Source organism: Leptospiraceae bacterium, from assembly GCA_024233835.1.
GTDB lineage: Bacteria > Spirochaetota > Leptospiria > Leptospirales > Leptospiraceae > JACKPC01.
This window is the reverse complement of sequence record JACKPC010000001.1, coordinates 558,086-580,235: the sequence shown is the minus strand read 5'-3', so window position 1 is coordinate 580,235 and position 22,150 is coordinate 558,086. Positions and strand designations below refer to the sequence as shown.

The window sequence follows — 22,150 nt, the reverse complement described above, 5'->3', positions numbered from 1 at the left end:
TAGTCTTACTTTAACCTGGATTTAATATTTTTTATCTCATCCAGGTATTTTCCAGTCCCTAATACCACGCAGGTCAGGGGGTTCTCAGCTCGAAAAACCGGAACTCCGGTTTCACGGGAAATAAAATATTCAAGGCCTCTTAAAAGGCAGCCACCACCGGTAAGGATAATCCCTCTTTCTACAATATCAGCAGAAAGCTCTGGAGGAGTTTTCTCTAAAACCCGCTTTACTCCGTCTAAAATGACATCTACCGGCTCTTTTAGGGCTTTACGTATTTCATTACTATCCAGTTCAAGAGTACGGGGTAAGCCGGAAATAGCATCGCGACCCTTTACTTCCATGGTTTCAATCCTCTTGTCCATGTAAGCATTTCCAACGGTTAGTTTAATATCCTCAGCCGTTCTGTCCCCAATAACCATATTATACTGGTTACGCAGGTATTTAACGATAGCTTCATCAAACTCATCTCCACCGGTACGAATAGATTCAGCAATTACCATTCCTCCTAGAGAAATAACAGCAATTTCGGTTGTTCCTCCCCCGATATCTACTATCATGTTTCCCGCTGGTTCGTGAATGGGAACATTGGCTCCTATCGCTGCTGCGAGAGCTTCTTCAATAAGGTAGATCTCCCTCGCACCTGCCTGTTCCGCAGATTCTCTCACCGCGCGTCTTTCTACCTCGGTAATACCGGAAGGAACACCGATGACAATCCTTGGTTTAACGAAAGTTGTGCGATTGTGAACTTTTTTGATAAAATAGCGGATCATTTTCTCGACAGTTTCGAAATCCGCAATTACCCCGTCTTTCATTGGCCTGATGGCGACAATATCTCCCGGAGTACGCCCGAGCATTCGCTTGGCTTCCTGTCCGACAGCTAAAACCCTTCCTGTAGAGGCCTGTACGGCCACCACGCTCGGTTCAGAAAGCACGATTCCCTGACCTTTCACATGCACCAATGTATTGGCTGTTCCGAGGTCAATCCCCATGTCGTTTGAGAATAATCCGTATAAGTTATCGAATATCATATAATTTTACAATTTCAAAGGAGGAAGAAATTAAAATACTCCTTAAAATCCATGAATACGCCTGCTTATTTAAAATAAAGAAAAAAAAAGCGTGCAGAAAAAACGAACCTACTTTTCTGCCTTTTTATCAGCGTCATAGATCTACAAATAAAGGTGTTTGCTCCGGAATTATTCATTTCAAAAGCATCATTTCAAAAGCATCATTTCAACCGTGCAGCAATGTATATAGTTAAAAAAAATTGTCAACTGCTATTTTACGTCATTCATATTTTTTTCACTTATCAACAAAACGACCTTTTTTATCGAGACATAGTGGCGATTATTAAAATATAGTTTTGTTTGGAGCTTACACATCTCTTCGTAGATATGTGTCGACCCAATCCATTTTCCGACCCGAATAAAAAAGCCAACAGATCCGTTCTTCGTTTACATTATATTATTTATCTGATTCTCCAGCATTCTTTTTACTTCTTCCCATTCATCGTCTATAATAGAAAACCAGGCAGTATCCCTATTTCTTCCTTTGATAATTTTGTGCTTTCTGAAAACTCCCTCCTGTTTAAACCCCAGCTTTAGAGCCGCATTCTTACTTCTTGTGTTTGTATCATCACATTTCCAGACAAGGCGTCTGTATTTAAGTTTCTCCATGAAATATTCAAGGAGTAAATAAGAAGCACAGAGATTGGTTTCTGTTCCCCAGGCAGATGTAGCATACCAGATACTGGATAACTCCGCGGTACCGTAATTCGAATCTATTTCTGAAACAGAAAAGGTTCCCACAAATTTTTTTGATTGTTTTCGATATACAGCAAAAGTAAATTTGGAAGTATCCATACTTTCCTTCATTATCCATTCCTGCATATTCTCCAGTTCATCGAAAGGACCAAAAAACATGTGATAAAAAGTTACTTCCGGATCTTCCGAAGCTGCGTTAAATAGATTCACAGCATGTTTCAGACAAAGAGGTTCCAAAAGTATATGGCTGTTCTCAAAACTTTTTTTTACCGGTTTTTCATATAAATACATTAAAACTTTATCCCTAATATTTTATATTTTGTTTTACCTTTGATTCGTTCAAGTCCAAAAAACTTTAATACAGAAAACTTATAAAAGTCTGTTTCACTTTCTGTCTCATACTCCCAGAGCCAGCCCCATAAACTTCCGGAAGAGTTGTAACCCCGTATTTTTTTTGCTTTACTATAATATAAAGTTCCGGCAAGAATCGCTAAAGTATCTTCATTTTGCTGTTTCATTTTAGAACGATAGTATAATATACCCAGTAAACTGTGCTGAAATAACTCCCTATCATCCTCATCATGATAAAAAGCGATTCCTGCTCCGTACCACTGAAATCTGGATTTATTTTCGATTTCATCATTATAATAAATAGGGAAAAAGTTACTTTCGTGTCTCTCCTTATTTCTTGTATATCCAAATATTCCTAAATAATGAAGAGAAAAATCATCTGAATTTTTATAGCGATAATTAGTTAAAAACCCGTACAGCAATTTGAATCTGGCTGTATCATTCAGGTTATCATAATAAATTGAATGAAAAATAAAACTCCAATAGGATTCTCCATTCTCATATTTTTCTCGATGGTATAAATATAAGAGATTCTGTTCATTTGTATTTTCTGTCCAATTCAAATAGAGTGGGGTAATAAATAGAGTCGTTTTTTTCTCTGTTCGATTATCATAATAAAAAGGAAATAAAAAGTGACTGGTTTCATAGGGTTCATTAGATAAGCTATTATACTGATATTTCCCAAAATATCCGTAGGGAAAGAGTATAAACCTTCTTAAACGATTTTTTACTTCTTTCGTATCATAGAATACTAGAATATTCCTATGTTTTGTATTCACTTCTTTTGACTTCGAATTAAAAGTCTGGTTCTGATAAAAAATCGGAAAGAAATTCTGAGAAGTCTTGGTATCAGTATTTTTAAGACTCCAAAAATAAAAAAAGTCAGAGTAATTATTTTTTTCTCCTATATATAAAGAATCATATACTATACCGTAAAAAATCTGTTTCTGCTTTTTTTCGCCTTCTTCGGAAGAATAAAATGTATCAAAGAGCAAGGCATATTCGGATTTTTTTTCTCCAGATGTAGTCTCTTTTTTTCTAAAAAGATATAAAAAATTGTGAGAATCTGTATTTTCATTTTTTTCCCTATAGTATCCGAAAAGAAAGAAACTGAAAGAATCCTTATAATCTGTATTATAAAAATAGAAAGGCAAGAAATAGGATACTTTTTCTGAGTCAGTTGTTTTATTATGAATAAGAAATAAGAAATTATAGGTAGATGGATGGGAATTATAATAAAAGAGAAGAGGAAAAATATAGGCTTCCTTTTTTGATTCCGAATCCTTATTTACACTCTTTGTATTCTTATAATAATATAGAGGGTTAATAGCAGAATAATAAGTATCACTTTCCGACTCATAGTTATCAGAAAAGTACAGAAGAGGATATAAAGAGAGGGAATCGCTTTTTTCATTTGAGGAATAACTATAAAAAGGAAGAGCTCTATGGTATTTCCGATTACCCTCGTTACCGTATCCGAGTAAACCGAATAAAGCTCCTCTAAATCGATCTTCATATTCTTTGCCGGTATAATAAGCAAAGAATAGATACTCATGAAAATAATCTTCTTTTAATTCTCCATTATTATCTTTATAAACATGGTTTTCATGATAGTTAAAAGGTGTAAATAAATGTCGCTTGATTACGTACTCGTCTATCTCAAAATCATAAAAGTGAGGAAGGAGAATAGAAAATTGCTGTGTAATTTCTTTATCCTTCAGTACATCTTTTGTCTGATAAAAAATAATCGGATAAACAAAAAGACTTGAATTGTAAGTTTTATCTTCTTCATGAACTGTTTTGGAATAGTAATACAGAATGCTGACTGTATCAGAGATCGTTCCTGATTCATTTAATTCGTTTGTATGATAATAAAACGGAAGTAACCTGTGACCGTTTTTTTGTTTCATTGTATATTTATTAAAAAAAGGCCATACCACCGAAATTTCTTTTCTATCTTCAGTTTCATCGTATTCATCAATATAGGCAAATAGTCCGTAAGATTTTATAAAGGATTTACCTTCTTCCTGCTTACCGTAAAATGGAAAGAAAACGTAGTATTCTTTTTGTAAATCTTTATACCAAACAAATATTGGAGGAATTACCTGCACTCTATCTTCAGAAGTTTCATCCCAACTTAACCAATAAAGAGGAAAAACACGGGTATGCGTTTTTGTATCCGCTTTTTCATAAGCAAAAATTCCAAAGAATAAGTTTAAACCGTTAAAAGAAAGCGAGTTCTCTCTATCAATAGTTTTATATTTACTTAAGGCAGCTTTATTTTCTTCTATAGAACTCCTCTCTTCAGCAAGTTCATTGAATAGTGGATCTTGTAATTCTTTTTTTTCTTCTATCTTTTTTTTCTCTTCCTCAAGCTGTTCGGCTTTCTTAAGTTCATCTTCGTTATATTCATAACCGGCAAAAGGATTTTTACCTGTTATTCTTGAACTATAGCGAGCAAAGTAATAGAGAAAAGAAATGTCTGTATCCATATACCAGAAGCCTTCTTTTTTTCCAAAATCAATACTCATATCCGGTTGCAAAAATCCGGATTTATTCTCTTTCAGTAAACCGAGTAAGTACATATCATAGGTTTCATTGCTTTCCTTATCTTTGTATTCCAGACTTATAGGAAGAAGAATGTTGGCTTCTGAGTTTTCGGATTTCCATTTATAATACAGGGGAAGAAACATTTTGAAAAAATTTCCTGATTTTTTATCGGTATTACTATACCAGAGAAGAATAGAGCTAAATTCTTCTTCCTCAGACCAACTGATATAATACGGAAAGCCGTAAATCTGACCTCTCTCTTCAGGTTTTTCTTTGTCGTATCTTTTTACATAAAAAGGAAATATTGTAGAATCGTTATATTTTTTATTTACATCATTTTCCCAGTGCATAAATCCGAGAATATTCCAGTAAGTACTTCCATCACTTTTCCACTCCCGATAAAAAAGAGGAAAAACAAGCCGGGAATTTCCTGTCAGGGTACTATTATAAAAATAAAATGGAAAAAAATATAAATCTTTTTCTGCATCTTTTCCAAATCTTTCATGGTTATAGTAATTTAAAAAATAAAAAGTATCCTGATCTTTATAAGAGTCTTTATAAAAAAAAGGAGCTATATACGTATTACCTACGACCTCTTTCTTTTCATCATATTGTTTATTATAATAAAAAAAAGGAAAGAATAAACCCGTTTTCTCGGAAGTATTTCTCCAATAAAAATTTAGAGGAAAAATGTGCAAAAAATCGGTATCATCGTTTGTTTCTATTCTGGAATACAAAGGAAGAAAGGCAAAATAACTCGACTGATACCGCTCATTATTTTCTTTACCATAATAAACCAGGGGTAATATATTAAAAGATTTTAAACCTTCTTGCTTTGTGGAATTTAAGTTGATTAGCCAAAAAATATGATAAGCACTTGAAGTTTCATTTTGATTTCCGGAAATCAAGGGGATAATAGGAACAAACCAATCTTTTTCCCGGGGAGTTTTTTGATAGTATCCGAGAGGAGTAATCAGTTTAAAATCCTCGCCTTCTTTTTCTGAACTACCGTACGAAGATGTATAAAAGAAAGGAATCAAGGAATAATAGGTTTTATCCGTATTATCTTTTCTACCCTGAAACCAGAAAGGAAAGAAAGTGTAATGATTGCTGTCCATTTCCTGTGTGGAAACTGAATTGAAGATGCGTGTACTTTTTCTTTTATCCAGCTTGCTTTCTTCCTTATAAAAAAAAGGAAATAACTCTGTTGATTGGTATTTAGGATAATCGGTATACTTATATAACCAGAAAACCTGATTGGAATAATGATTATCCCAGCGTTCTAACTTCCAGAAAAGCCCATCCTGTTCAAACTTTTCCTGTCGTTCGCTTCCATAATATGTCCTGTCACCTTCATGTAAATCCGGCCAATCACTTCCTAAAAGAACAGTACTAAGGCTGATAATAAAGTATAAAAGAAAATATAAGGTTCTCATCTGTTTAAGAAAAATGAATACATAGTTCAAAAGGCTTGTAAAGAAATTATTCTTATTTTCAATACGATTATGGATAAATCAAAGCGTTTTTTTTATAAAGGAAAAGAGTACCGAAGTATCGAAGAACTCCCGGAAGAAATTCGTTCCTTTTTTCAGGATACAAATCGGTCTTTTTCTGATATGGTTCAAGAAACAAGTTCTGAAGAAGCTAAAAATTTTTTCGAAACGAAAGATGATAATAAAACTGTGATTTTTAGTTATAAAGAAATTTTCTTTTTGCTAATAGGTTTTCTTCTGGGAATTATTACACATTACTGGTATATTAAGAATATTGATTAACTTCTTATTTTAAAACAATACTATCTTCTGGTCTTACGTGTATAAACAGAGGTTTTATGTTTTCCGGGTTTCTGTATGGACTGAAGAATTGCTTCGAGGCTTTTTTTTCTTTCAGGAGAAATTTCAATATCCTCCCTGTTCTTCAATATTTCACAGCGTTTAGATCCATTACAACAATCAACCGATTGGCATTCCTCTTTTAAAGACCAAAACTCCGGGAATGTTTCGAGAGCTTCATGAACCTGTAAGTGTAAAAGTCCCCATTCTTTAATCCCCGGAGAATCAATAAGAATTGTATTCTCTTCTAAAAAAATAGCTCTTGTATTAGTTGTCGTATGCCTACCTTTCTGTGTAGAAATACTAACATTTCCAATAGATTGTATTTTGATTCCGGATATTAGATTTAAGAGAGATGATTTTCCTACTCCGGAATTCCCTGCAAAAAAAGTTGTCTGTCCTGCTATCCTATTCTTTAGGACCTCTATACTCCCCTCTTCCAGACAGGATACGGTATAAACTTCATAACCAAGATGATTATATTTTTCCTGTTTATCCTCTATTAGAGCATTCTTAGCAAGATCTGTTTTATTAAATACAATCAGGGGATGAATTTTCCCAAAGAAAGCCGCCGCCAAACAACGATCGATAAAACTATCCTTGGTTACCGGGCTTTCGAGAGAAGCAATTATTAAAAGATTATCAACATTTGAACAGAGAACATGCGTATCAGCAAACACACTTTTTCTGGTTAAAAAATTTTTTCTTTCCTCTTTTTCCAGTATAACCCATTCTTCTCCGGTACCGGGCTCTGCCAGTATCCTGTCTCCTACAACAAAGGGATGCCTTTCCTCGCTCCTTCCAAGACGGAGTCTACCTTTTAATACTGCGTGAACGTTTCCAAACTGCGGGTTGTAGATTTCATAGATAGCCCCATAAATCCTCGATAGAATAAATTTTTCTTTGACAGTACTCATTCGATTTGAATTAATTTATTTATCCGGGAGAATAAGCTGCCGGTTGGATAATGTTTTTATCGGAGAAGTGATTGTATGAGAAGCCATTTTCATTATACGAAGGGCCTTTTGTTTCCAGTACTGGTTATCATTTGTATTTTTATATTCCAATATTTTTCTCTTTATTTTGTAAATTATAAATTTCAGTCCAGGCCGGAAGAAACAAGAAATTTTCTTTTAGATGTTAGCATTATTTTCCTTTTGAATACAATAGGATTTATACTTCTATGGTTTTATGGAAGATTCAAGGAAAAAAAAAGTATTCGTTCTCTTTTGGATTCGAATCGGGATAGACTGGATTATCTTTCAGCTGTTGATAAACTAAAAGATAAACTTCTATCACTGAATTCCATTCCATCAATTTGCACAACCATCACTTCTTTTATTGAAAATACATTCCATGTTAACTGGTCAAAACTATATTTGTGGGATGAAGAGCAGGGCGTATTCCGTCCCCATCCATCTTCAGAGTTAATCGATGATCATTTCTATGTTTACGATCCTTTTCTTCTATGGCTTGCCGATAATGATGGAATATTTTCTCCGGATAATTTTGAGAGTTTTGAAGAATTAGAAAAAATTAAACATCCTGCCAGGGATTTTTTTTCCAAATCAGATGCCAGCCTGGTTATTCCTCTTACCATGAATAATAGCTTATTAGGAATTCTTTGTATCTCTTCTAAAATTTCAGAACTAAATTTTCATAGGATAGAACTGGAACGTTTTTATGATATAAAATCTATATCAGTAATGTCCCTATCAAATGCAATCTTCTATAGCCGTCTAACGCAATTGACAGAAAATTTGGAAACAAAAGTTAAGGAAAGAACAAGGGCTCTCGAAGAAGCTCAATCGCAATTGGTTATGTCGGAAAAAATGGCTTCTCTCGGGGTTATGGTTGCAGGAATTGCACATGAAATTAATACACCTGCCGGTGTCATCAATGGCTCCGCAGATAATCTCGAAGGAAATATGCAACATGTTTTTAAAAATATTAGCACACTCTGTAAGTTCTTTCAAGATGAAGAGCTAAAAATAAAAGTAGAGAAACTTTTAGATACAATCTTAAATTCAGAAAATAAAACAATCATTGATAATCGCAGTAAGTTTAAATTCAAGAAAGCACTTAAAGAAAAACATGCCGAAAAAGATTTGAAAGATCCCCTTCTTACTGAAATTTGCAATTTCATTATAGAGAAGAAATTATTAGAAATTGATGAATTACTTGTAGATATTGTCAAAGTGGGTGGAAATGAAGTTTTTCAATATATTGCAAATGTAACCAGTATGCAAAGGAATCAAAAAAATATAAAATATTCTATTAAGAATATTGTTCGAATCGTGAGAGCTTTAAAATACTATTCTCATCTGGATCAAGCAAGCTTTGCAGAGGCAGACCTTGTAGAAGGAATTGAAAATACTTTAATTATTCTGAACAGCCAAATAAAACATGGTATTAAAGTAATTCGCTCTTATGATAATATTCCCAGAGTTTTCTGTAATATAGATGAACTTAACCAGGTATGGACAAATGTAATACAAAATGCAATTCATGCAATGAAAGGAGAGGGGAATCTGGAAATCAAAACTTATCTGCTTGATGAACTTTTTGTATGTGTAGAAGTAATAGATACAGGCTGTGGAATTCCTATAGAGATTCAGGATAGAATTTGGGATCCTTTTTTCACAACAAAAGATCAGGGAGAAGGTTCAGGACTCGGATTGGGCATTGTCAAGGGAATCATAGAAAAGCATAAAGGAAAGATAGAGTTTAGCTCCGAAACCGGAAAAACCAGTTTCAGAATAGTTCTTCCTATCTCAGTAAAGAACTCCTGAGAACATTATTCAATTGTAACACTTAAGTTTTGTAGTGACATTTTTTCTGCAACTGTTTCGCAGACTTCATGACTCCCTTCATAGCAAATAGCTCGACCCTTATTATGTGCTTCTAATGCAATTCGTTGGGCTTCTTTTTCTGACTTCATACAAATTTTCATAAGGCATAACTCTACATGATCAAATGTGTTATAGTCATCATTGTAAAGTATCACTTTGTTCCCATATAGATTATCGGTAGAAAGTAACTCTTCCTGCTTAAGTTCTTCATGAATGTTCGGCATAAAAACCTCTTGCTTATTTGATATTGGAATATTTTCTTCTATCCTGTAAAGAAAAATCAGAAAATAAAAGTAATTATTTCATTTTCTGATTTAAAAGAAAGGCATTCCTCTTAAAGGCCAAACTACATTCAGAAATACTAATAGGCGAATTTATAAATTTTTCGCAGTTACCTAACATTTTTTTCCTCTTTTCGAAGCATTGAAAAATAAGCATTTTTAAATTATCATCCTGCAAAGGTATCAATACATCAAGGCTTTTATTAAGCTCCTGTATACAGGCAGTTAGTGTATAAGCTTCTCTGTTTTTTTTAGGAATAGTTCTATATTGTGAGAATGAACAAGAAACAATTTCCTTGCAAAACAACTCCGCAGTTTCTTTTACATATTTTCTATAATCAGTAGGGAAATGGCTCTTTGGTTTTGAACAAAACATTAGAAAGAAAAATAAAAAAAAATATAATATTGACTTCATTTTCCTTCTCCGCAAAACTCTTGAAATGTTGCATTATTATTGCTAAACATAGAGAATAATACTTTCGTAAAGAGATTATGGTGCTTCTCATATTCCGATAGGCTTAAGTTAAATCCGGAAGTATATGCCGAAAATAATTGCTTGTTAAAATTCATAAACCACACATCATACCAGGTTTTCTGATAATTCTTACCATACCAGTATTTATACTTTTTCAATATTCTACCATCCTTGATTACCAGTTTTTCCGGAAAAGATTTTAATTCGGTAAACATATTGCTTAAAATGAATTCGGTTAAATTCATATTTGTATTGCAGGGATCATCTTCAATATGAAAAATTATATAGTCTTTTCCTTTTTCCATATTTGTCCAGTGAGAATACTGATTTTTTTGCAATATGTTTATAGATTGAATAAAAGGATTTCCCTGTAGATACCATCCTGCAAGAGCTGCATCCTGATATCGATTCGCTATAATTTTACTTGAAGGGTATTCCGTTTTTTGAAATGCTTCTATATTCTTTATTGCTTCTCTATATCCACCATATTTACCCAGGGGAGAATAATAAGCACTTTTTGATATTTTGAACTTTTCTGTTATGGCCTCTATCAGAAAGCCTCCCAGAATAAAAAATAGACTTATCAGGAATCCTGAGTATATTAGATAATTAAATATCTTTTGCAAGCGTAAAGTTTGCACTTCTTTATTCAGAAAGTAAATTAGAAGTATAGACATCGGAAGATAAGATGCAAAAAGCCAATTTGGTTGAGTCATTTTAAAGAAAGACATATAAAAAAAGTAGATATATAAAACACTTGAATTAATAAAAAGAAAAATGAGCAGATCTTTTTTTATAATATCTTCCTTTGAAAAATCTTTCATCTTTCTCATTTTATATAATAATGGTAGTATAAGAAAAGCCATAAACCAGGTAGGTGATAAAGTAAAAAACTGAGAACTTAATAATAAAACAGTAGATACTTTTTTTTCCGTAATCAGGTTATTTCCGGCTGAGCGAAGATATTGTATAGCTTCAATACTCTCCCAATCATTTATGATATTCCAATAAATCATAGGAGAAACTACAATAGCTGACAATAAGATAGAAATATACAGGTGTTTGGATTTGAAAATAGAGTATCTATTCTTATGAAACAATAACCATAAAATAAGAGATACTGCAAAGAAAATCATTGTATGCTTACTTAAAGTACCGAGTCCTAACATTAAGAAAATCATATATAAGTCAAATGGTTTTTCTTCTCTTATAAAAACTAAGCTATGATACAAAGCAATGGACCAGAAGAGTAAAAGACAGGAATCATGCATCATCAAGAAAGAACCAAAGAAGAAAGCCGGAGTAAGATGGGACATAAGAATTATAAGGTATTGCTGTATCCGACTCATACCGAGATAAATGGCTGATTTATATAAGAAAAAAATGCTTATACTGGAAGCGAAAAGAGCAGCTATTCGAATACTGATCAAATTATCACCCAGAATAGAAGTAAAAGCACGGATGTAGAGGGCGACACCCGGTCCCTGGTCATAATAAGAAAACTCCAGGTGTCTAGACCAATCCCAATAGTACGCTTCATCCGGCAATATAAGAACGTTAAGAGAAAGAAACAGCTTAATAATTGAAACGAAAACAATAAGAAATATAGCCATAACTACAAGTTTTTAACCGGGCTTATCTATGTCCAGCTTTTGCAAGAAATGAAGTATACAGAAAGGCTTGCGAAAGAACCATAATCTGGAAAACTGGTGAAAATAGCTTCCATAAGAATATTTTCTATTTTTATCTGCGGAAATATTAGAATGGCTATAAAATTTTTACAACATTTTGGGAAGGTCCACTATGAAAAAAACGATTCTTTTTTTGCTCGCATTTACCTTTTTACTCACATCCTGCCTGTATGAAGGTAATATAAAATATGATTCCGGTGATGAATATAAGGGATTTTTAAAGTGGAGAAAGCCTTACGGAAAAGGTATTTTGAAATATAAGAATGGCGATATCTATGATGGAGATTTTATAGAAGGAAAGAAAGAAGGCTTTGGAAAATTTGTTTATACGAATGGAGATATGTATGAGGGATATTATAAACAAGATTTATTTCACGGGAAAGGTAAGTTCACTTTTAAAAGCGGAAAGGTATATGAAGGGGATTTCAGAGAAGGGAAATTTGATGGAAAAGGAAAGTTTACAGATACAAATGGAATCATCTATGAGGGTGATTTTCGAAATGATAAACAACACGGTATCGGTATAAAAATTCTTCCCTCTGGACAAAAGAAAAAAGTTGTATATGAAGAAGGAAAAGAAATTCAATCAGAAGATATAAAATAATAAATATAGAATAAGCCGGATTAGGCCTGAACATCTTTCCAGATTTCAGGTAATATTTCTCCGGCTTTACCTCTAATACTTACATCCACTCTATCTGAAAGGCTGGTACTATCCGGATTCAACTCAATAGAATAAGCCCCCTGTGCAATTGAAAACATAGCAAGCCGAACCGGAACAGAAATAAGAGCAGAAGTTCCGATTACCAGTATACAATCAGCCTTTGCAAGAAAAGATTGTGATTGAATTAATTTTTGATCATCATAAGTTTCCCCAAACCAAACAATATCCGGACGAATAATGGAAGCGCAAACAGGACAATTTGGTATTTCTTTTTTTAGAGGAATTTCCAAAAACTCATCTTTCCAATCACAAATTTTGCATTTTGCATGAAAAATATTTCCATGAATTTCTACAATTTTTGCATTACCGGCTCTGCGATGAAGCCCATCTACATTTTGTGTAATTAAAAGAAAATTTGGATAATACTCTTCCATTCTGGCAAGAATATAATGTGCAGGATTTGGTTGTGCTTTATGACAAACCTCCCTTCTCATTCCATACCAACTCCAAACAAGTGCTGGATCTCTATTAAATGCTTCAGGAGTTGCTAACTCTTCCGCTTTATAATTCTTCCAATAACCACCTTTTCCTCTAAAGGTAGGAATGCCACTTTCACTAGAAATACCTGCGCCGGTAAGTACGGCTACACGTTGTGCAGATTTAAGAACTTCTATCATCTTTTTTTCAAACATAAGACTCTCCAAATATATCCTATATTATTTTTTCATGTAGCCCAAAGAAAAACTATCTAAAAAGTTAATCCATGCTCAGTCATAGTTTACTTTCATATACGGTTTTAAAACTTCAGGAATCCTTATTTTCCCATCCTCAGTCTGATAATTTTCCATAACAGCAGCAAGACTTCGGCCCAGAGCAAGACAGGATCCATTAAGAGTATGCAAAATTTCCTTTTTGCCTTCTTTGGTTTTATACCGAACCTTACCACGTCTCGCCTGATAATCTTTAAAGTTTGACACAGAAGAAATTTCGAGGTAACGATTAAGTCCCGGCATCCAGACTTCGAGATCATAGGTAATCGAAGATGAATTCGATGTATCTTTACTACAAAGTAAAAGTACACGATAGGGTATTTCAAGTCTTTGTAATATTGTTTCTACATTTGCAAGCATTTTATGGTGTTCTTCTTCAGAAGTTTCCGGTTTTACAAATTTAACCAACTCAATCTTCTGAAATTGATGAACTCGAACAAGACCGCGAGTATCTTTTCCATGAGAACCGGCTTCCCTTCGAAAGCAAGAAGTAAATGCCGTTAAGTAGATAGGGAGTTCTTCTTCTTTTATGATTTCATCCCTGTATAAATTAGTAAGAGGAACTTCGGCAGTAGGAATTAAATTTAAATTGTCTTTGTCCAGACGATAGTATTCATCTTTAAATTTAGGATACTGTCCTGTCATTTGCATAGAATCATCATTGACTACAACCGGTACAAATGTCTCGGCATAACCAAATTCACTGACATTTGTATCCAGCATAAAATTCATAAGAGCGCGCTCGAGGCTTGCTGCCAGACCGGAGTAAGTATAGGCTCTTGACCCGGCAAGTTTTACTCCTCTCTCGAAATCCAGAGTTTTTAATTTTTCTCCCAGTTCGTAATGAGTAAGGGGTGTAAAAGAAAATTTCTTTTTTTCTCCCCACTCACGGGTTACCACATTATCCTCTTCTGACTTTCCAAAAGGAACTTTTTCATCCAAAAAATTTGGTAAAGATAAATTTATCTCGTCTAATAAAGATTCTTTCTTTTCTTGCTCGGTTTCAATTTCTTTTATACGATTTCCAATTTCTTTTACTCGAAGAGAAACTGAAGAAATATCTTCTCCCCTAACTTTCATTTGACCGATTTCTTTACTTTTCGAATTTCTTTCTGAGCGCAATGCTTCGGCTTCTTTTTGTAATTCACGTTTATCTAATATAACTTTATATAGCTCATCTGCTACAGAAGTATCTTCCATACCTCTTTTTTTGAGCATAGCCTTCAAACTATCAATGTTGTTGATTATCAGGTTTAAATCCAGCATGTATCAAACAATCTCCTTATTAAAGAATTTCCTACTATTCTGATAAATTTGTTCTTTTATAACTGATGGGTCTTCAGTTCTCAATTCTATTATCTTATCCAATACATAAGACACATAGGAAGGTTCATTTCTTTTTCCCCGGTAAGGAGGAGGGGCCAGATAAGGTGCATCGGTTTCCATTAAAATACTGTCTAATGGAATAGAAGCAGCAGTAGCTTGAATTTCTCTGGCATTTTTGAAAACTACTATACCGGAAAAAGATATATAATAGCCCAGTTCTACAAACTTTTTTGCATATTCTAAATCATATGTGTAGCAGTGGATAATGCCCCTCACTCTTCCTGTATATTCTTTTAATATAGTCAGGGTATCTTCAGCAGCATCCCTGGAATGAATAATTACCGGAAGAGAAACTTTCTCTGCGAGCTCTAAAAATCCTCGAAACATTTCCTGCTGCTGTGTAAAATTATTTTTATGGTAATAATCCAGACCAATTTCTCCTATCCCGATACAATTTTTATCTCTATTATATTCAGAAATTAAGGAAATTATCTGATTTTTTTCCTCTTCATCAATATCATCAGAAGGATGACAACCTATCGTATAGCGCAGCGGAAGTAAATGGGAATACTCTTCAACTATATTTCTTGCCGCAGTGGAACGTTCTTCATTAATTCCAATCTGAACAATTCCACTAATACCGGCCTCTTTTGCTTTTGTAATACTCGTAAGTATTTCCTGGCCGAAGTTAACAATTAAGTCGAGATGGCAGTGAGTATCAATTAGGCCCTGATTCATACTGCCATGGAATATAAGGCTTGCAAATAGACAATTTTGTTTTAATTTTTCTTGACTGAAAGAACTGTAAGTAGCTACATAGAGAGACTCCGTACCAATATGCAGAAAACCATACGAGAAAGTTTAGCCGATAAAATTAATTACCTTAAAGAATTCTGGCAAACCAAAAAAAATCAGCATTTGACCATAATGCTCGTACCACATAGTGAAAAAAAGACCCACAAAATTTATATATCTTATAGTTCTATACTTATTTTCTTACTATTATCTGTGGGGATAATTTTTATTAGCACTGTAAATATACTGAATCATAACTTCAAACAATACGAGATAAAAGAGCTCAACCTATCCAATCAGGATTTTGTTTTACAATCAGAAAAGCTAAAAAAGGAGGTTGAGAATCTTCAAAAGTTAATTGAATATTATGATAGTAAAATCCAGAAATTATATTCTCGCCTGGGCGGAAACTCTCCGGAACTCCTAAACCAGCTCAATTCAGAACAGAAAGAATTGCTGAAAAATTTTGAAAAAGAAACAAATATAGCCAGGGAGTTCTATACCCAGAAGGCCAGTTTACATGATATAAAATTATCAACTCACCTGGTTGATGAAATGATCGACCTAATTAAGAAAAAGAACAACCTTGTAAAAAACACCCCTTATTTATGGCCGGCGAAAGGATATATACTCTTTCCCTTTGGAAAATATGTGTCTCCTATCACAGGGAAGTTAGTAAAAAATAATGGAATCGATATCGGGGCCTTTCCCGGAACTGAGGTAATTGCAACCGCACCGGGAACTGTTTTTGAAACCGGTTTTACGGAAAATACCGGTTATTATATAAAAATAGCGCATCGATTTGGATGGAAAACCATATATGCTAATATGGACAGAATCCAGGTTGAAAAGGATCAGGTCGTATCCAGAGAAGATGTCATTGGATTTGTTGGAAAATCTTCAATAAGTAAATTTTACTTCTTGCATTATGAAATACATGTAGGCACAAATCCTTTAAACCCATCATCTTTTTTAAATCAGATAGAGAATTAATGAAAGAAGAAACAACAGAAGACCTGATGGTCAATAGTATAATAGGTGAAGGTGCTGAATTTAGCGGAGATTTTAAACTAAAAGGCCTGATTCGAATCGATGGTTCTTTTCGAGGACTATTGGAAACCGACGGAAAAGTCCTTATAGGTGAAACCGGTAAAGTCGATACAGATATAAAAGCTAAAGTAGTAGTTGCTGGTGGAATTATTCAGGGAAATATCATAGCCTCAGAGCGTGTAGTTCTGTTATCCACCTGTAAATTAATCGGAGACATAGTGACACCACGTCTGATTATTGAAGAAGGTGTTCATTTTGAAGGAAAGTGTACCGTGAACCCGAGGAAATAGTATGATTATATTCAATAACTACGCAACAAGATTTGCTCAAAAAGTAAAAGATGCTGAAACGAAAAAAAAGGAAGCAGCGTCTGAAGCATCAGCCGGGGAGGAAACTAACGAGTCTTTCTTATCTATCCTAGAATCGATTGCTCCTTCTACAAAAGAAGAAACCAGGAGTTTAAATGAATTATGGAGGCAACTCCCCGGAGTAGAGAAGGATTTTTTAAAAACTCCAAACCAGGCAAATCTAAACCGCTATAAAACCCTTGTAAAAGATATTATAGACCAGATTCTACAAAATAATACGGAGATTGTTCATGCCAGAAGGCGGGGCAGGCACGATAAAAAAATTTTGGTTACAGTCAAGATTATAGATGAAAACCTACAATTACTGGCTCTGACAATGCTCAGCACGCAAAACTCTGCGTTCAATCTATTAAAGCAAATTGAAAAAATTCGTGGCTTACTTCTGGATCTGAAAGAGTAATGTCGGTCATCCGACATTATGTCTCATAATTGAGCTTATTTACTGATACCATCTGTGCCAGGACTGAGAGTATAATTTTACAAGAACCGGATCGTTCATTTTGTTCACCGGCAAATCTTCTACAGGAAGAATGTCTTTCGAAAATTGAAATAAGCCAGAAATCAAGGAATCGTTTAAAAACCTGGTTTGCACCGAAAGCTTACGATTCTTAGCAACATTCAGTTCTTCTTTCGAAGTCATAATAAATCCCCAATCACCAAAACTTGGTACATAGGTATGATAAGGCAAAGTTTTCCAGGCTGTACCGTAACGAATTTTGCTGGCAAACTGAATTGTATTATTTATGCACCAGAATGCCCCAGGAGAAAAAGTTGCTGAAGTAGCCTGAGTTACAAAAATGCCTTCCGATTTCAGGTGTTTGAAAATATACAAATAAAAGGATACAGTATATAATTTACTTAAAGAATAAGAATTTGGATCCGGTAGATCCGATATAATTAAATCAAATTGAATATCTTCGCCTAGAGTTTTCATCCAGTGAAATGCATCCCCGTAGACAATTTCTAACTTCCTGGAACTTAATGAAAAATCATTTATCTTTTTAAGAAAGGGATGTTCTTTAAAAAGTTGTATCATATCCTGATCCAACTCAACCAGAATCACTTTTTTTAAAGTAGGGTATTTCAATACCTCTCGAATCACAAGCCCATCTCCACCACCCAGAACTACAACTGTTTCCGGAGCTTTTTTCAAGTAGGTAATGGGAATATGAACTAAAGATTCATGGTATCTGGCTTCATCACGACTCGAAAATTGTAAATTTCCATTTAGGAATAGTCTTGTATCATCCTTCCACTTCGTAATCACAATTCTCTGATATTTTGTTTCTTTAGAAGTAACAACAGGATCCTGATAGAGAACTCCTTCAATCCAACTGGTTAAAAAACCGGAAAAAATAAAACCCAGTATCAATAAAATTGCAGCAAAATACAGGGCATATTCTTTCGTTTTTTTAATTTCCTTACGATTAATGGAAAGAATGATAAAAGCAGCTGAGAGATTCATAATTCCAAATAACATACTGGAACGAATGAGGCCCATATACGGTAAGACAAATAAAGGAAAAGCTATACTGGCAAACAATGCTCCAATATAATCAAAAGTAAAAACATCTGATACCGCAAGACTTAAAACTCTATACTTTCCAATAATCCGAAGAAGAACCGGGATTTCAAACCCGACAGCTGTCCCAATAAGGAATGCAAGGGTTAGAAAAAAAGGATAGAGAGTATCAGTATAGGCAAAAGCCAGAAACATAATCAGGGCAGAATACCCCCCGACAACAGCCAGAACAATCTGCACATCTATGAGTATATTGAAAAGATTCTCTTTTATGTATCGGGTAAGGTATGAACCAAATCCCATGGCAGCCATAAACCAACCAGTAGCAAAAGAAAACTGGGTAACGGACTGCCCGAGAAGGTATGTAGCCATAGTTCCTGCAATTAGTTCGTAGGCCAGGCCAGATGTGGAAATAATTAAAACAGTAGCAAGGAGAAGGAGTCTCCTTGAATTTAGCCGGCTATTCATATAGCCGCCCGTTTTTTATCATAAACTATTTCAATACCGCTGCCAATATAATAGCAATACCAATAATTACGGATCCCATAACAATACCCAGAGAGGTATTTTGATCTTCTTCAATTTCCTTACGAATTGAAAACGGAGTGATTTTCTCCATTAACCAGATGGCCAGACCAAAAATGCTGATACCAATGAAAGCATACAAAAATGTTTCTATAAACACCACTAATTGTAAATTTTTTGATTCCATAAACTTTTTCTTCTCCTATTTTTTATTTACCAAAACCAAATCCACCGCCGGAAGGGGTACGGGAGCGTAAAGTACCAAAAAAATAAATAGGTCTTCTACCCGTACGACTATCTTCCTTTAAGGAGATATTTACTCCCTCAGCATATTCAATATTGCTTCTGGAATTCACAGCATAATATCTATACCCTGTTAGCAACATTAAAATTATATTCCAGATAAGAACAAACTTCATTTATCTACCTCCTCAGTCATCTCCAAGCACATCACTCCAACGACTGGTCTCAAAGAGCCATTTCCGAATTCTAAAAACAAGAGGTTGTAAAAACCATAAAAAAGCAAAGAAATAAAGGGAACCAGTTTTATAAACACCTTTATTAATCGTAACATCCAATTTTGCAGAACTATTTAAATCAGTTTCCGGTACAGCTAACATCAGTCTGTATTCACCCGGTTCTTTAACTTTCCAGTAAAGTTCACTGTTCTGACTTCCCTCTGACCAACTTTCACCGCCTTCATAGCCAGAATAATATTCAATTCCAACATCTTCATCACTTAGAATTACTTCTTTTTTGTTATCAAACAATGCAATTCCAACAGAAGCCCAGCTATTATTTAAATTCATTCGAACATCAATTCGGAGGGTTTCATCGGCTTTTTCGATAGTAAAAGGTTTTGTATAAACCTCTTTCTTCTTTAAATCCAGAGCGTTATAAGTACCTTTTAAAATTTCAATTTTTTTATCACTCAGACCACAGGCATTGATCATTAAAAAAATTCCAACTGCAATGCTCGATAGGGAAATTAAACGCTGGCCTTTTAATGCGTTGTAGGGTTGACCCGGACTCACACCGGAGGGTTTAGGAATGCTCAGATTGAAAGCTTTTGCTATATCCTGAGAATTTATATATGTACTTTTGTAGTATTCAATTTCAGAAATTTCATTATTATGAATTACAAATTCTTCGGAAAGCATGTGGGGAGGAGCGATTGCATCTCCATATTTTGTAACATCTCCGATTTTTGCAAACCAGGGTAAAACTCCATCTACATATGTAAGTCTGTGCTCACCGGTTTCATAAAACTGGTAATAATCTTTACCAATTTTAATTTTTGCTTTAGGAGCATGGGGTGAACTGATAAGTGAAGTATGGGGTTTTTCTTCAGCAGGTTCCGCTGTATAATAATGTCCATTTTCTTCAGAAAGCCAGAGATAGCCAGAGTCAGCATTGAACAGCAAATATTCTACTTCAAAACCCGTCTCACCGTCGTCTTTCCAATCTTTTCTTTGACGACCAACTACCATCCAATCTTTGCCAAAAAGCTTACCATTGGCAGCAAGGGGAATCATGAAAACCTCGCTTAAAGCAGGTTTCACTTTACCCAATACCGTCGCAACACTTGCATTGAATTGAGACATGGTTCCGCAGGCAGAGCAGGTGATGGTAAAATTTTGCACATCCATATTGTGTGTTTCCAGGGGAGATGCACAACTCGGACAGCGGAGGGCTTCGTTATTTCTTTTTTCTTCAGCCTGAACTTCTTTTTGATAAGAAATTTCTTCTTTCTTTAGTACTCGACCTGTAAATCCGGTAGGTCCTTCTTCTTCATCGAACTCAAGAGTGAGTACACTATTATCATCAAGACTGATACCATCTACATAACCATGAGTTTCTTCCGGAATAACAGGGAAGGGTAACTGACCTTCTGCACCCACACAGAGGATTGTCCCTTTTTCTCGTATTTGATATTGTTTACCTGCAATTTTTATTTTATCACCAGGAAGAATTTCACTTTCCTTAACCGGCAACCTTTCTTTAATCGGAGCTTCGTAAAGAAGTTCTCCCATGTCTTCCGAAATCCAGGCAGGTGAGCCATCCGAGAACTGAAGATACCAACCATCCCACTTTCCAAGCTCTTCTTCTTTAACATCTGAACCGGGAGCGGTATATTTGTATTGGACCCGACCGATTACTGTAAAACTTTTACCCTTTAATTTTCCATCGGTTCCAACTTTTAAACCGGAAATAGCGGGCATCAAACGGGACTTTTTACCCGTATCCCTGACTGCATCTTTATCAAAAATAAAGACAGTACTGCAAAATTCACAGGTAGCCTGAGAAATTGCAGGATTCTTAATATCTTGAGATGCACCACAACTTGGACAATTTACTTGTTTAAAAACTGACATAATATATTTAACAGAAGGCCTACTTATTCCATGTACTTCCTTTTGAAAATTAGTCAAGAAAAGTTTTCATATTCCCATGTTTTGTAGAATTCTATCCATGTCCTCCAGGTTATTATAGTTAATGATGATTTTACCTTTCCCTGATTTCACATTGTGGGAAAGTTTAATTTTAGCTGATAGTTTGGTGCGAATTTTATTTTCCATATCCAGAATAGAAGGATCCTGACTCAAGGAAGATTTGGTTAATATTTTTTCTCCATCAACTAATTTACTTACGATTTCTTCAACTTCCCTTACCGATAAACCCTTCTCTGCAATCTGTTTTGAAAGCTCTTCTGCTTTTTTACTATTACCGATAGAAAGTAAGGGCCTTGCATGACCCTCTGTAATCTTTCCTTGTCTGAGTAATTCTTTTATACTTTCCGGTAATTGTAAAAGCCTTACCAGATTAGAGATGGTTGCTCTATTTTTTCCAAGTCGAGAAGCCACTTCGGTAATTTTCAGTCCTAATTTATCTATTAAAGTTTGATAGGCAAGTGCTTCTTCTATCGGATTTAAATCTTCTCTCTGTATATTTTCAATTATAGCAATTTCAAGAGACTGCTCTTCTGAATAGTTTTTTACTATAGCTGGAATTTTTGCAAGACCGGCTTTTTTGCAAGCCCTAAGTCTTCTTTCACCAGAAACTAACTCAAAAAAATTTCCTTTCTGAATTACAACAATAGGCTGAATTAAACCATGAACTTTAATGGTTTCGGATAGTTCCTCAATCGATTCGTCCGAAAAAGTTTTTCTCGGTTGATTAGGATTTATAGATATCTCCTGAATGTTCAAGCTTCGTAAATTAGAATTTTTTTCAATACTATCAACTGATGAACTTGAATCAGAACTTGATGTTTTAACCCCCGGAATTAGATTTCCTAAACCCCTACCGAGTGCTGAGCGATTTTTATTTACCAT

At 34.5% G+C, this 22,150-nt stretch carries 20 protein-coding genes; 6 read left to right on the top strand and 14 right to left on the bottom strand.

Going from position 1 to position 22,150, the window contains the following annotated elements:
- Window positions 1–5 precede the first annotated feature (5 nt).
- The 3 genes from H7A25_02760 to H7A25_02750 form a co-directional block, all read right to left on the bottom strand.
- Complete coding sequence (locus H7A25_02760; protein MCP5498799.1) at window positions 6–1,028, bottom strand: rod shape-determining protein; 1,023 nt, start codon at window positions 1,026–1,028, stop codon at window positions 6–8.
- 426 nt (window positions 1,029–1,454) lie between these two features.
- Window positions 1,455–2,054, bottom strand: a complete 600-nt coding sequence (locus tag H7A25_02755; protein ID MCP5498798.1) for a GNAT family N-acetyltransferase — start codon at window positions 2,052–2,054, stop codon at window positions 1,455–1,457.
- On the bottom strand, window positions 2,054–6,100 hold the full coding sequence (locus tag H7A25_02750; protein MCP5498797.1) for a hypothetical protein: 4,047 nt from the start codon (window positions 6,098–6,100) through the stop codon (window positions 2,054–2,056). The genes H7A25_02755 and H7A25_02750 overlap by 1 nt, the downstream gene beginning before the upstream one ends.
- Before the next feature lie 69 nt (window positions 6,101–6,169).
- Here H7A25_02750 and H7A25_02745 point away from each other — a divergent pair, with 69 nt between their 5' ends.
- On the top strand, window positions 6,170–6,439 hold the full coding sequence (locus H7A25_02745) for a hypothetical protein (protein MCP5498796.1): 270 nt from the start codon (window positions 6,170–6,172) through the stop codon (window positions 6,437–6,439).
- Window positions 6,440–6,459: 20 nt separating this feature from the next.
- Here the strand turns inward: H7A25_02745 and rsgA are convergent, their stop codons facing one another.
- Window positions 6,460–7,413 carry a ribosome small subunit-dependent GTPase A gene (gene rsgA / locus H7A25_02740; protein MCP5498795.1) on the bottom strand — a complete coding sequence of 318 codons (954 nt, stop codon included), beginning with the start codon at window positions 7,411–7,413 and terminating at the stop codon, window positions 6,460–6,462.
- 75 nt (window positions 7,414–7,488) lie between these two features.
- On the opposite strand from rsgA, the gene H7A25_02735 reads away from it, so the two are divergent.
- Window positions 7,489–9,288: a histidine kinase gene (locus H7A25_02735; protein MCP5498794.1), complete on the top strand. Its 1,800-nt coding sequence runs from the start codon at window positions 7,489–7,491 to the stop codon at window positions 9,286–9,288.
- A 5-nt stretch (window positions 9,289–9,293) separates the two neighbouring features.
- Here the strand turns inward: H7A25_02735 and H7A25_02730 are convergent, their stop codons facing one another.
- Window positions 9,294–9,572 carry an ATP-dependent Clp protease adaptor ClpS gene (locus H7A25_02730; protein ID MCP5498793.1) on the bottom strand — a complete coding sequence of 93 codons (279 nt, stop codon included), beginning with the start codon at window positions 9,570–9,572 and terminating at the stop codon, window positions 9,294–9,296.
- A 468-nt stretch (window positions 9,573–10,040) separates the two neighbouring features.
- Window positions 10,041–11,717 carry a glycosyltransferase family 39 protein gene (locus tag H7A25_02725; GenBank protein ID MCP5498792.1) on the bottom strand — a complete coding sequence of 559 codons (1,677 nt, stop codon included), beginning with the start codon at window positions 11,715–11,717 and terminating at the stop codon, window positions 10,041–10,043.
- A gap of 190 nt (window positions 11,718–11,907) precedes the next feature.
- On the opposite strand from H7A25_02725, the gene H7A25_02720 reads away from it, so the two are divergent.
- Window positions 11,908–12,399 carry a molecular chaperone Tir gene (locus H7A25_02720; protein MCP5498791.1) on the top strand — a complete coding sequence of 164 codons (492 nt, stop codon included), beginning with the start codon at window positions 11,908–11,910 and terminating at the stop codon, window positions 12,397–12,399.
- A 20-nt stretch (window positions 12,400–12,419) separates the two neighbouring features.
- Here H7A25_02720 and H7A25_02715 read toward each other — a convergent pair whose 3' ends face one another.
- From H7A25_02715 to H7A25_02705, 3 genes are all read right to left on the bottom strand, one after another.
- Window positions 12,420–13,151, bottom strand: a complete 732-nt coding sequence (locus H7A25_02715) for an NAD-dependent deacylase (protein MCP5498790.1) — start codon at window positions 13,149–13,151, stop codon at window positions 12,420–12,422.
- 75 nt (window positions 13,152–13,226) lie between these two features.
- A complete protein-coding gene (gene serS / locus H7A25_02710) occupies window positions 13,227–14,495 on the bottom strand; it encodes a serine--tRNA ligase (GenBank protein ID MCP5498789.1) in 1,269 nt (422 codons plus the stop codon).
- A 3-nt stretch (window positions 14,496–14,498) separates the two neighbouring features.
- Window positions 14,499–15,293: a TatD family hydrolase gene (locus H7A25_02705; protein MCP5498788.1), complete on the bottom strand. Its 795-nt coding sequence runs from the start codon at window positions 15,291–15,293 to the stop codon at window positions 14,499–14,501.
- A 99-nt stretch (window positions 15,294–15,392) separates the two neighbouring features.
- Between H7A25_02705 and H7A25_02700 the strand changes: the two genes are divergently transcribed.
- From H7A25_02700 to H7A25_02690, 3 genes are read left to right on the top strand one after another with little or no spacing between them, the layout of a single operon-like run.
- Entirely contained in the window at window positions 15,393–16,343 is a 951-nt protein-coding gene (locus H7A25_02700) for a peptidoglycan DD-metalloendopeptidase family protein (GenBank protein ID MCP5498787.1), read from the top strand.
- Window positions 16,343–16,690 carry a polymer-forming cytoskeletal protein gene (locus tag H7A25_02695; GenBank protein ID MCP5498786.1) on the top strand — a complete coding sequence of 116 codons (348 nt, stop codon included), beginning with the start codon at window positions 16,343–16,345 and terminating at the stop codon, window positions 16,688–16,690. The genes H7A25_02700 and H7A25_02695 overlap by 1 nt, the downstream gene beginning before the upstream one ends.
- A gap of 1 nt (window position 16,691) precedes the next feature.
- Window positions 16,692–17,168 (top strand): YaaR family protein, encoded by a 477-nt coding sequence (locus H7A25_02690; GenBank protein ID MCP5498785.1) that lies wholly within the window; start codon window positions 16,692–16,694, stop codon window positions 17,166–17,168.
- Window positions 17,169–17,207: 39 nt separating this feature from the next.
- On the opposite strand, the gene H7A25_02685 is transcribed toward H7A25_02690, so the two are convergent.
- From H7A25_02685 to H7A25_02665, 5 genes are all read right to left on the bottom strand, one after another.
- Window positions 17,208–18,758 (bottom strand): polyamine aminopropyltransferase, encoded by a 1,551-nt coding sequence (locus tag H7A25_02685; GenBank protein MCP5498784.1) that lies wholly within the window; start codon window positions 18,756–18,758, stop codon window positions 17,208–17,210.
- A 25-nt stretch (window positions 18,759–18,783) separates the two neighbouring features.
- Window positions 18,784–19,002, bottom strand: coding sequence for a DUF350 domain-containing protein (locus tag H7A25_02680; GenBank protein ID MCP5498783.1), 219 nt, complete (start codon window positions 19,000–19,002; stop codon window positions 18,784–18,786).
- Between the two features lie 22 nt (window positions 19,003–19,024).
- Window positions 19,025–19,234, bottom strand: a complete 210-nt coding sequence (locus tag H7A25_02675) for a hypothetical protein (GenBank protein MCP5498782.1) — start codon at window positions 19,232–19,234, stop codon at window positions 19,025–19,027.
- A gap of 12 nt (window positions 19,235–19,246) precedes the next feature.
- On the bottom strand, window positions 19,247–21,190 hold the full coding sequence (locus H7A25_02670) for a DUF4178 domain-containing protein (GenBank protein ID MCP5498781.1): 1,944 nt from the start codon (window positions 21,188–21,190) through the stop codon (window positions 19,247–19,249).
- 66 nt (window positions 21,191–21,256) lie between these two features.
- Window positions 21,257–22,150, bottom strand: coding sequence for a ParB/RepB/Spo0J family partition protein (locus H7A25_02665; GenBank protein ID MCP5498780.1), 894 nt, complete (start codon window positions 22,148–22,150; stop codon window positions 21,257–21,259).

Bases quoted from the DNA above. Each gene is read 5' to 3' on its own strand.
- H7A25_02760 (MCP5498799.1), bottom strand. From the start codon at position 1,028: ATGATATTCGATAACTTATACGGATTATTCTCAAACGACATGGGGATT.
- H7A25_02755 (MCP5498798.1), bottom strand. From the start codon at position 2,054: ATGTATTTATATGAAAAACCGGTAAAAAAAAGTTTTGAGAACAGCCAT.
- H7A25_02750 (MCP5498797.1), bottom strand. From the start codon at position 6,100: ATGAGAACCTTATATTTTCTTTTATACTTTATTATCAGCCTTAGTACT.
- H7A25_02745 (MCP5498796.1), top strand. From the start codon at position 6,170: ATGGATAAATCAAAGCGTTTTTTTTATAAAGGAAAAGAGTACCGAAGT.
- rsgA (MCP5498795.1), bottom strand. From the start codon at position 7,413: ATGAGTACTGTCAAAGAAAAATTTATTCTATCGAGGATTTATGGGGCT.
- H7A25_02735 (MCP5498794.1), top strand. From the start codon at position 7,489: ATGAGAAGCCATTTTCATTATACGAAGGGCCTTTTGTTTCCAGTACTG.
- H7A25_02730 (MCP5498793.1), bottom strand. From the start codon at position 9,572: ATGCCGAACATTCATGAAGAACTTAAGCAGGAAGAGTTACTTTCTACC.
- H7A25_02725 (MCP5498792.1), bottom strand. From the start codon at position 11,717: ATGGCTATATTTCTTATTGTTTTCGTTTCAATTATTAAGCTGTTTCTT.
- H7A25_02720 (MCP5498791.1), top strand. From the start codon at position 11,908: ATGAAAAAAACGATTCTTTTTTTGCTCGCATTTACCTTTTTACTCACA.
- H7A25_02715 (MCP5498790.1), bottom strand. From the start codon at position 13,151: ATGTTTGAAAAAAAGATGATAGAAGTTCTTAAATCTGCACAACGTGTA.
- serS (MCP5498789.1), bottom strand. From the start codon at position 14,495: ATGCTGGATTTAAACCTGATAATCAACAACATTGATAGTTTGAAGGCT.
- H7A25_02705 (MCP5498788.1), bottom strand. From the start codon at position 15,293: ATGAATCAGGGCCTAATTGATACTCACTGCCATCTCGACTTAATTGTT.
- H7A25_02700 (MCP5498787.1), top strand. From the start codon at position 15,393: ATGCAGAAAACCATACGAGAAAGTTTAGCCGATAAAATTAATTACCTT.
- H7A25_02695 (MCP5498786.1), top strand. From the start codon at position 16,343: ATGAAAGAAGAAACAACAGAAGACCTGATGGTCAATAGTATAATAGGT.
- H7A25_02690 (MCP5498785.1), top strand. From the start codon at position 16,692: ATGATTATATTCAATAACTACGCAACAAGATTTGCTCAAAAAGTAAAA.
- H7A25_02685 (MCP5498784.1), bottom strand. From the start codon at position 18,758: ATGAATAGCCGGCTAAATTCAAGGAGACTCCTTCTCCTTGCTACTGTT.
- H7A25_02680 (MCP5498783.1), bottom strand. From the start codon at position 19,002: ATGGAATCAAAAAATTTACAATTAGTGGTGTTTATAGAAACATTTTTG.
- H7A25_02675 (MCP5498782.1), bottom strand. From the start codon at position 19,234: ATGAAGTTTGTTCTTATCTGGAATATAATTTTAATGTTGCTAACAGGG.
- H7A25_02670 (MCP5498781.1), bottom strand. From the start codon at position 21,190: ATGTCAGTTTTTAAACAAGTAAATTGTCCAAGTTGTGGTGCATCTCAA.
- H7A25_02665 (MCP5498780.1), bottom strand. From the start codon at position 22,150: ATGGTAAATAAAAATCGCTCAGCACTCGGTAGGGGTTTAGGAAATCTA.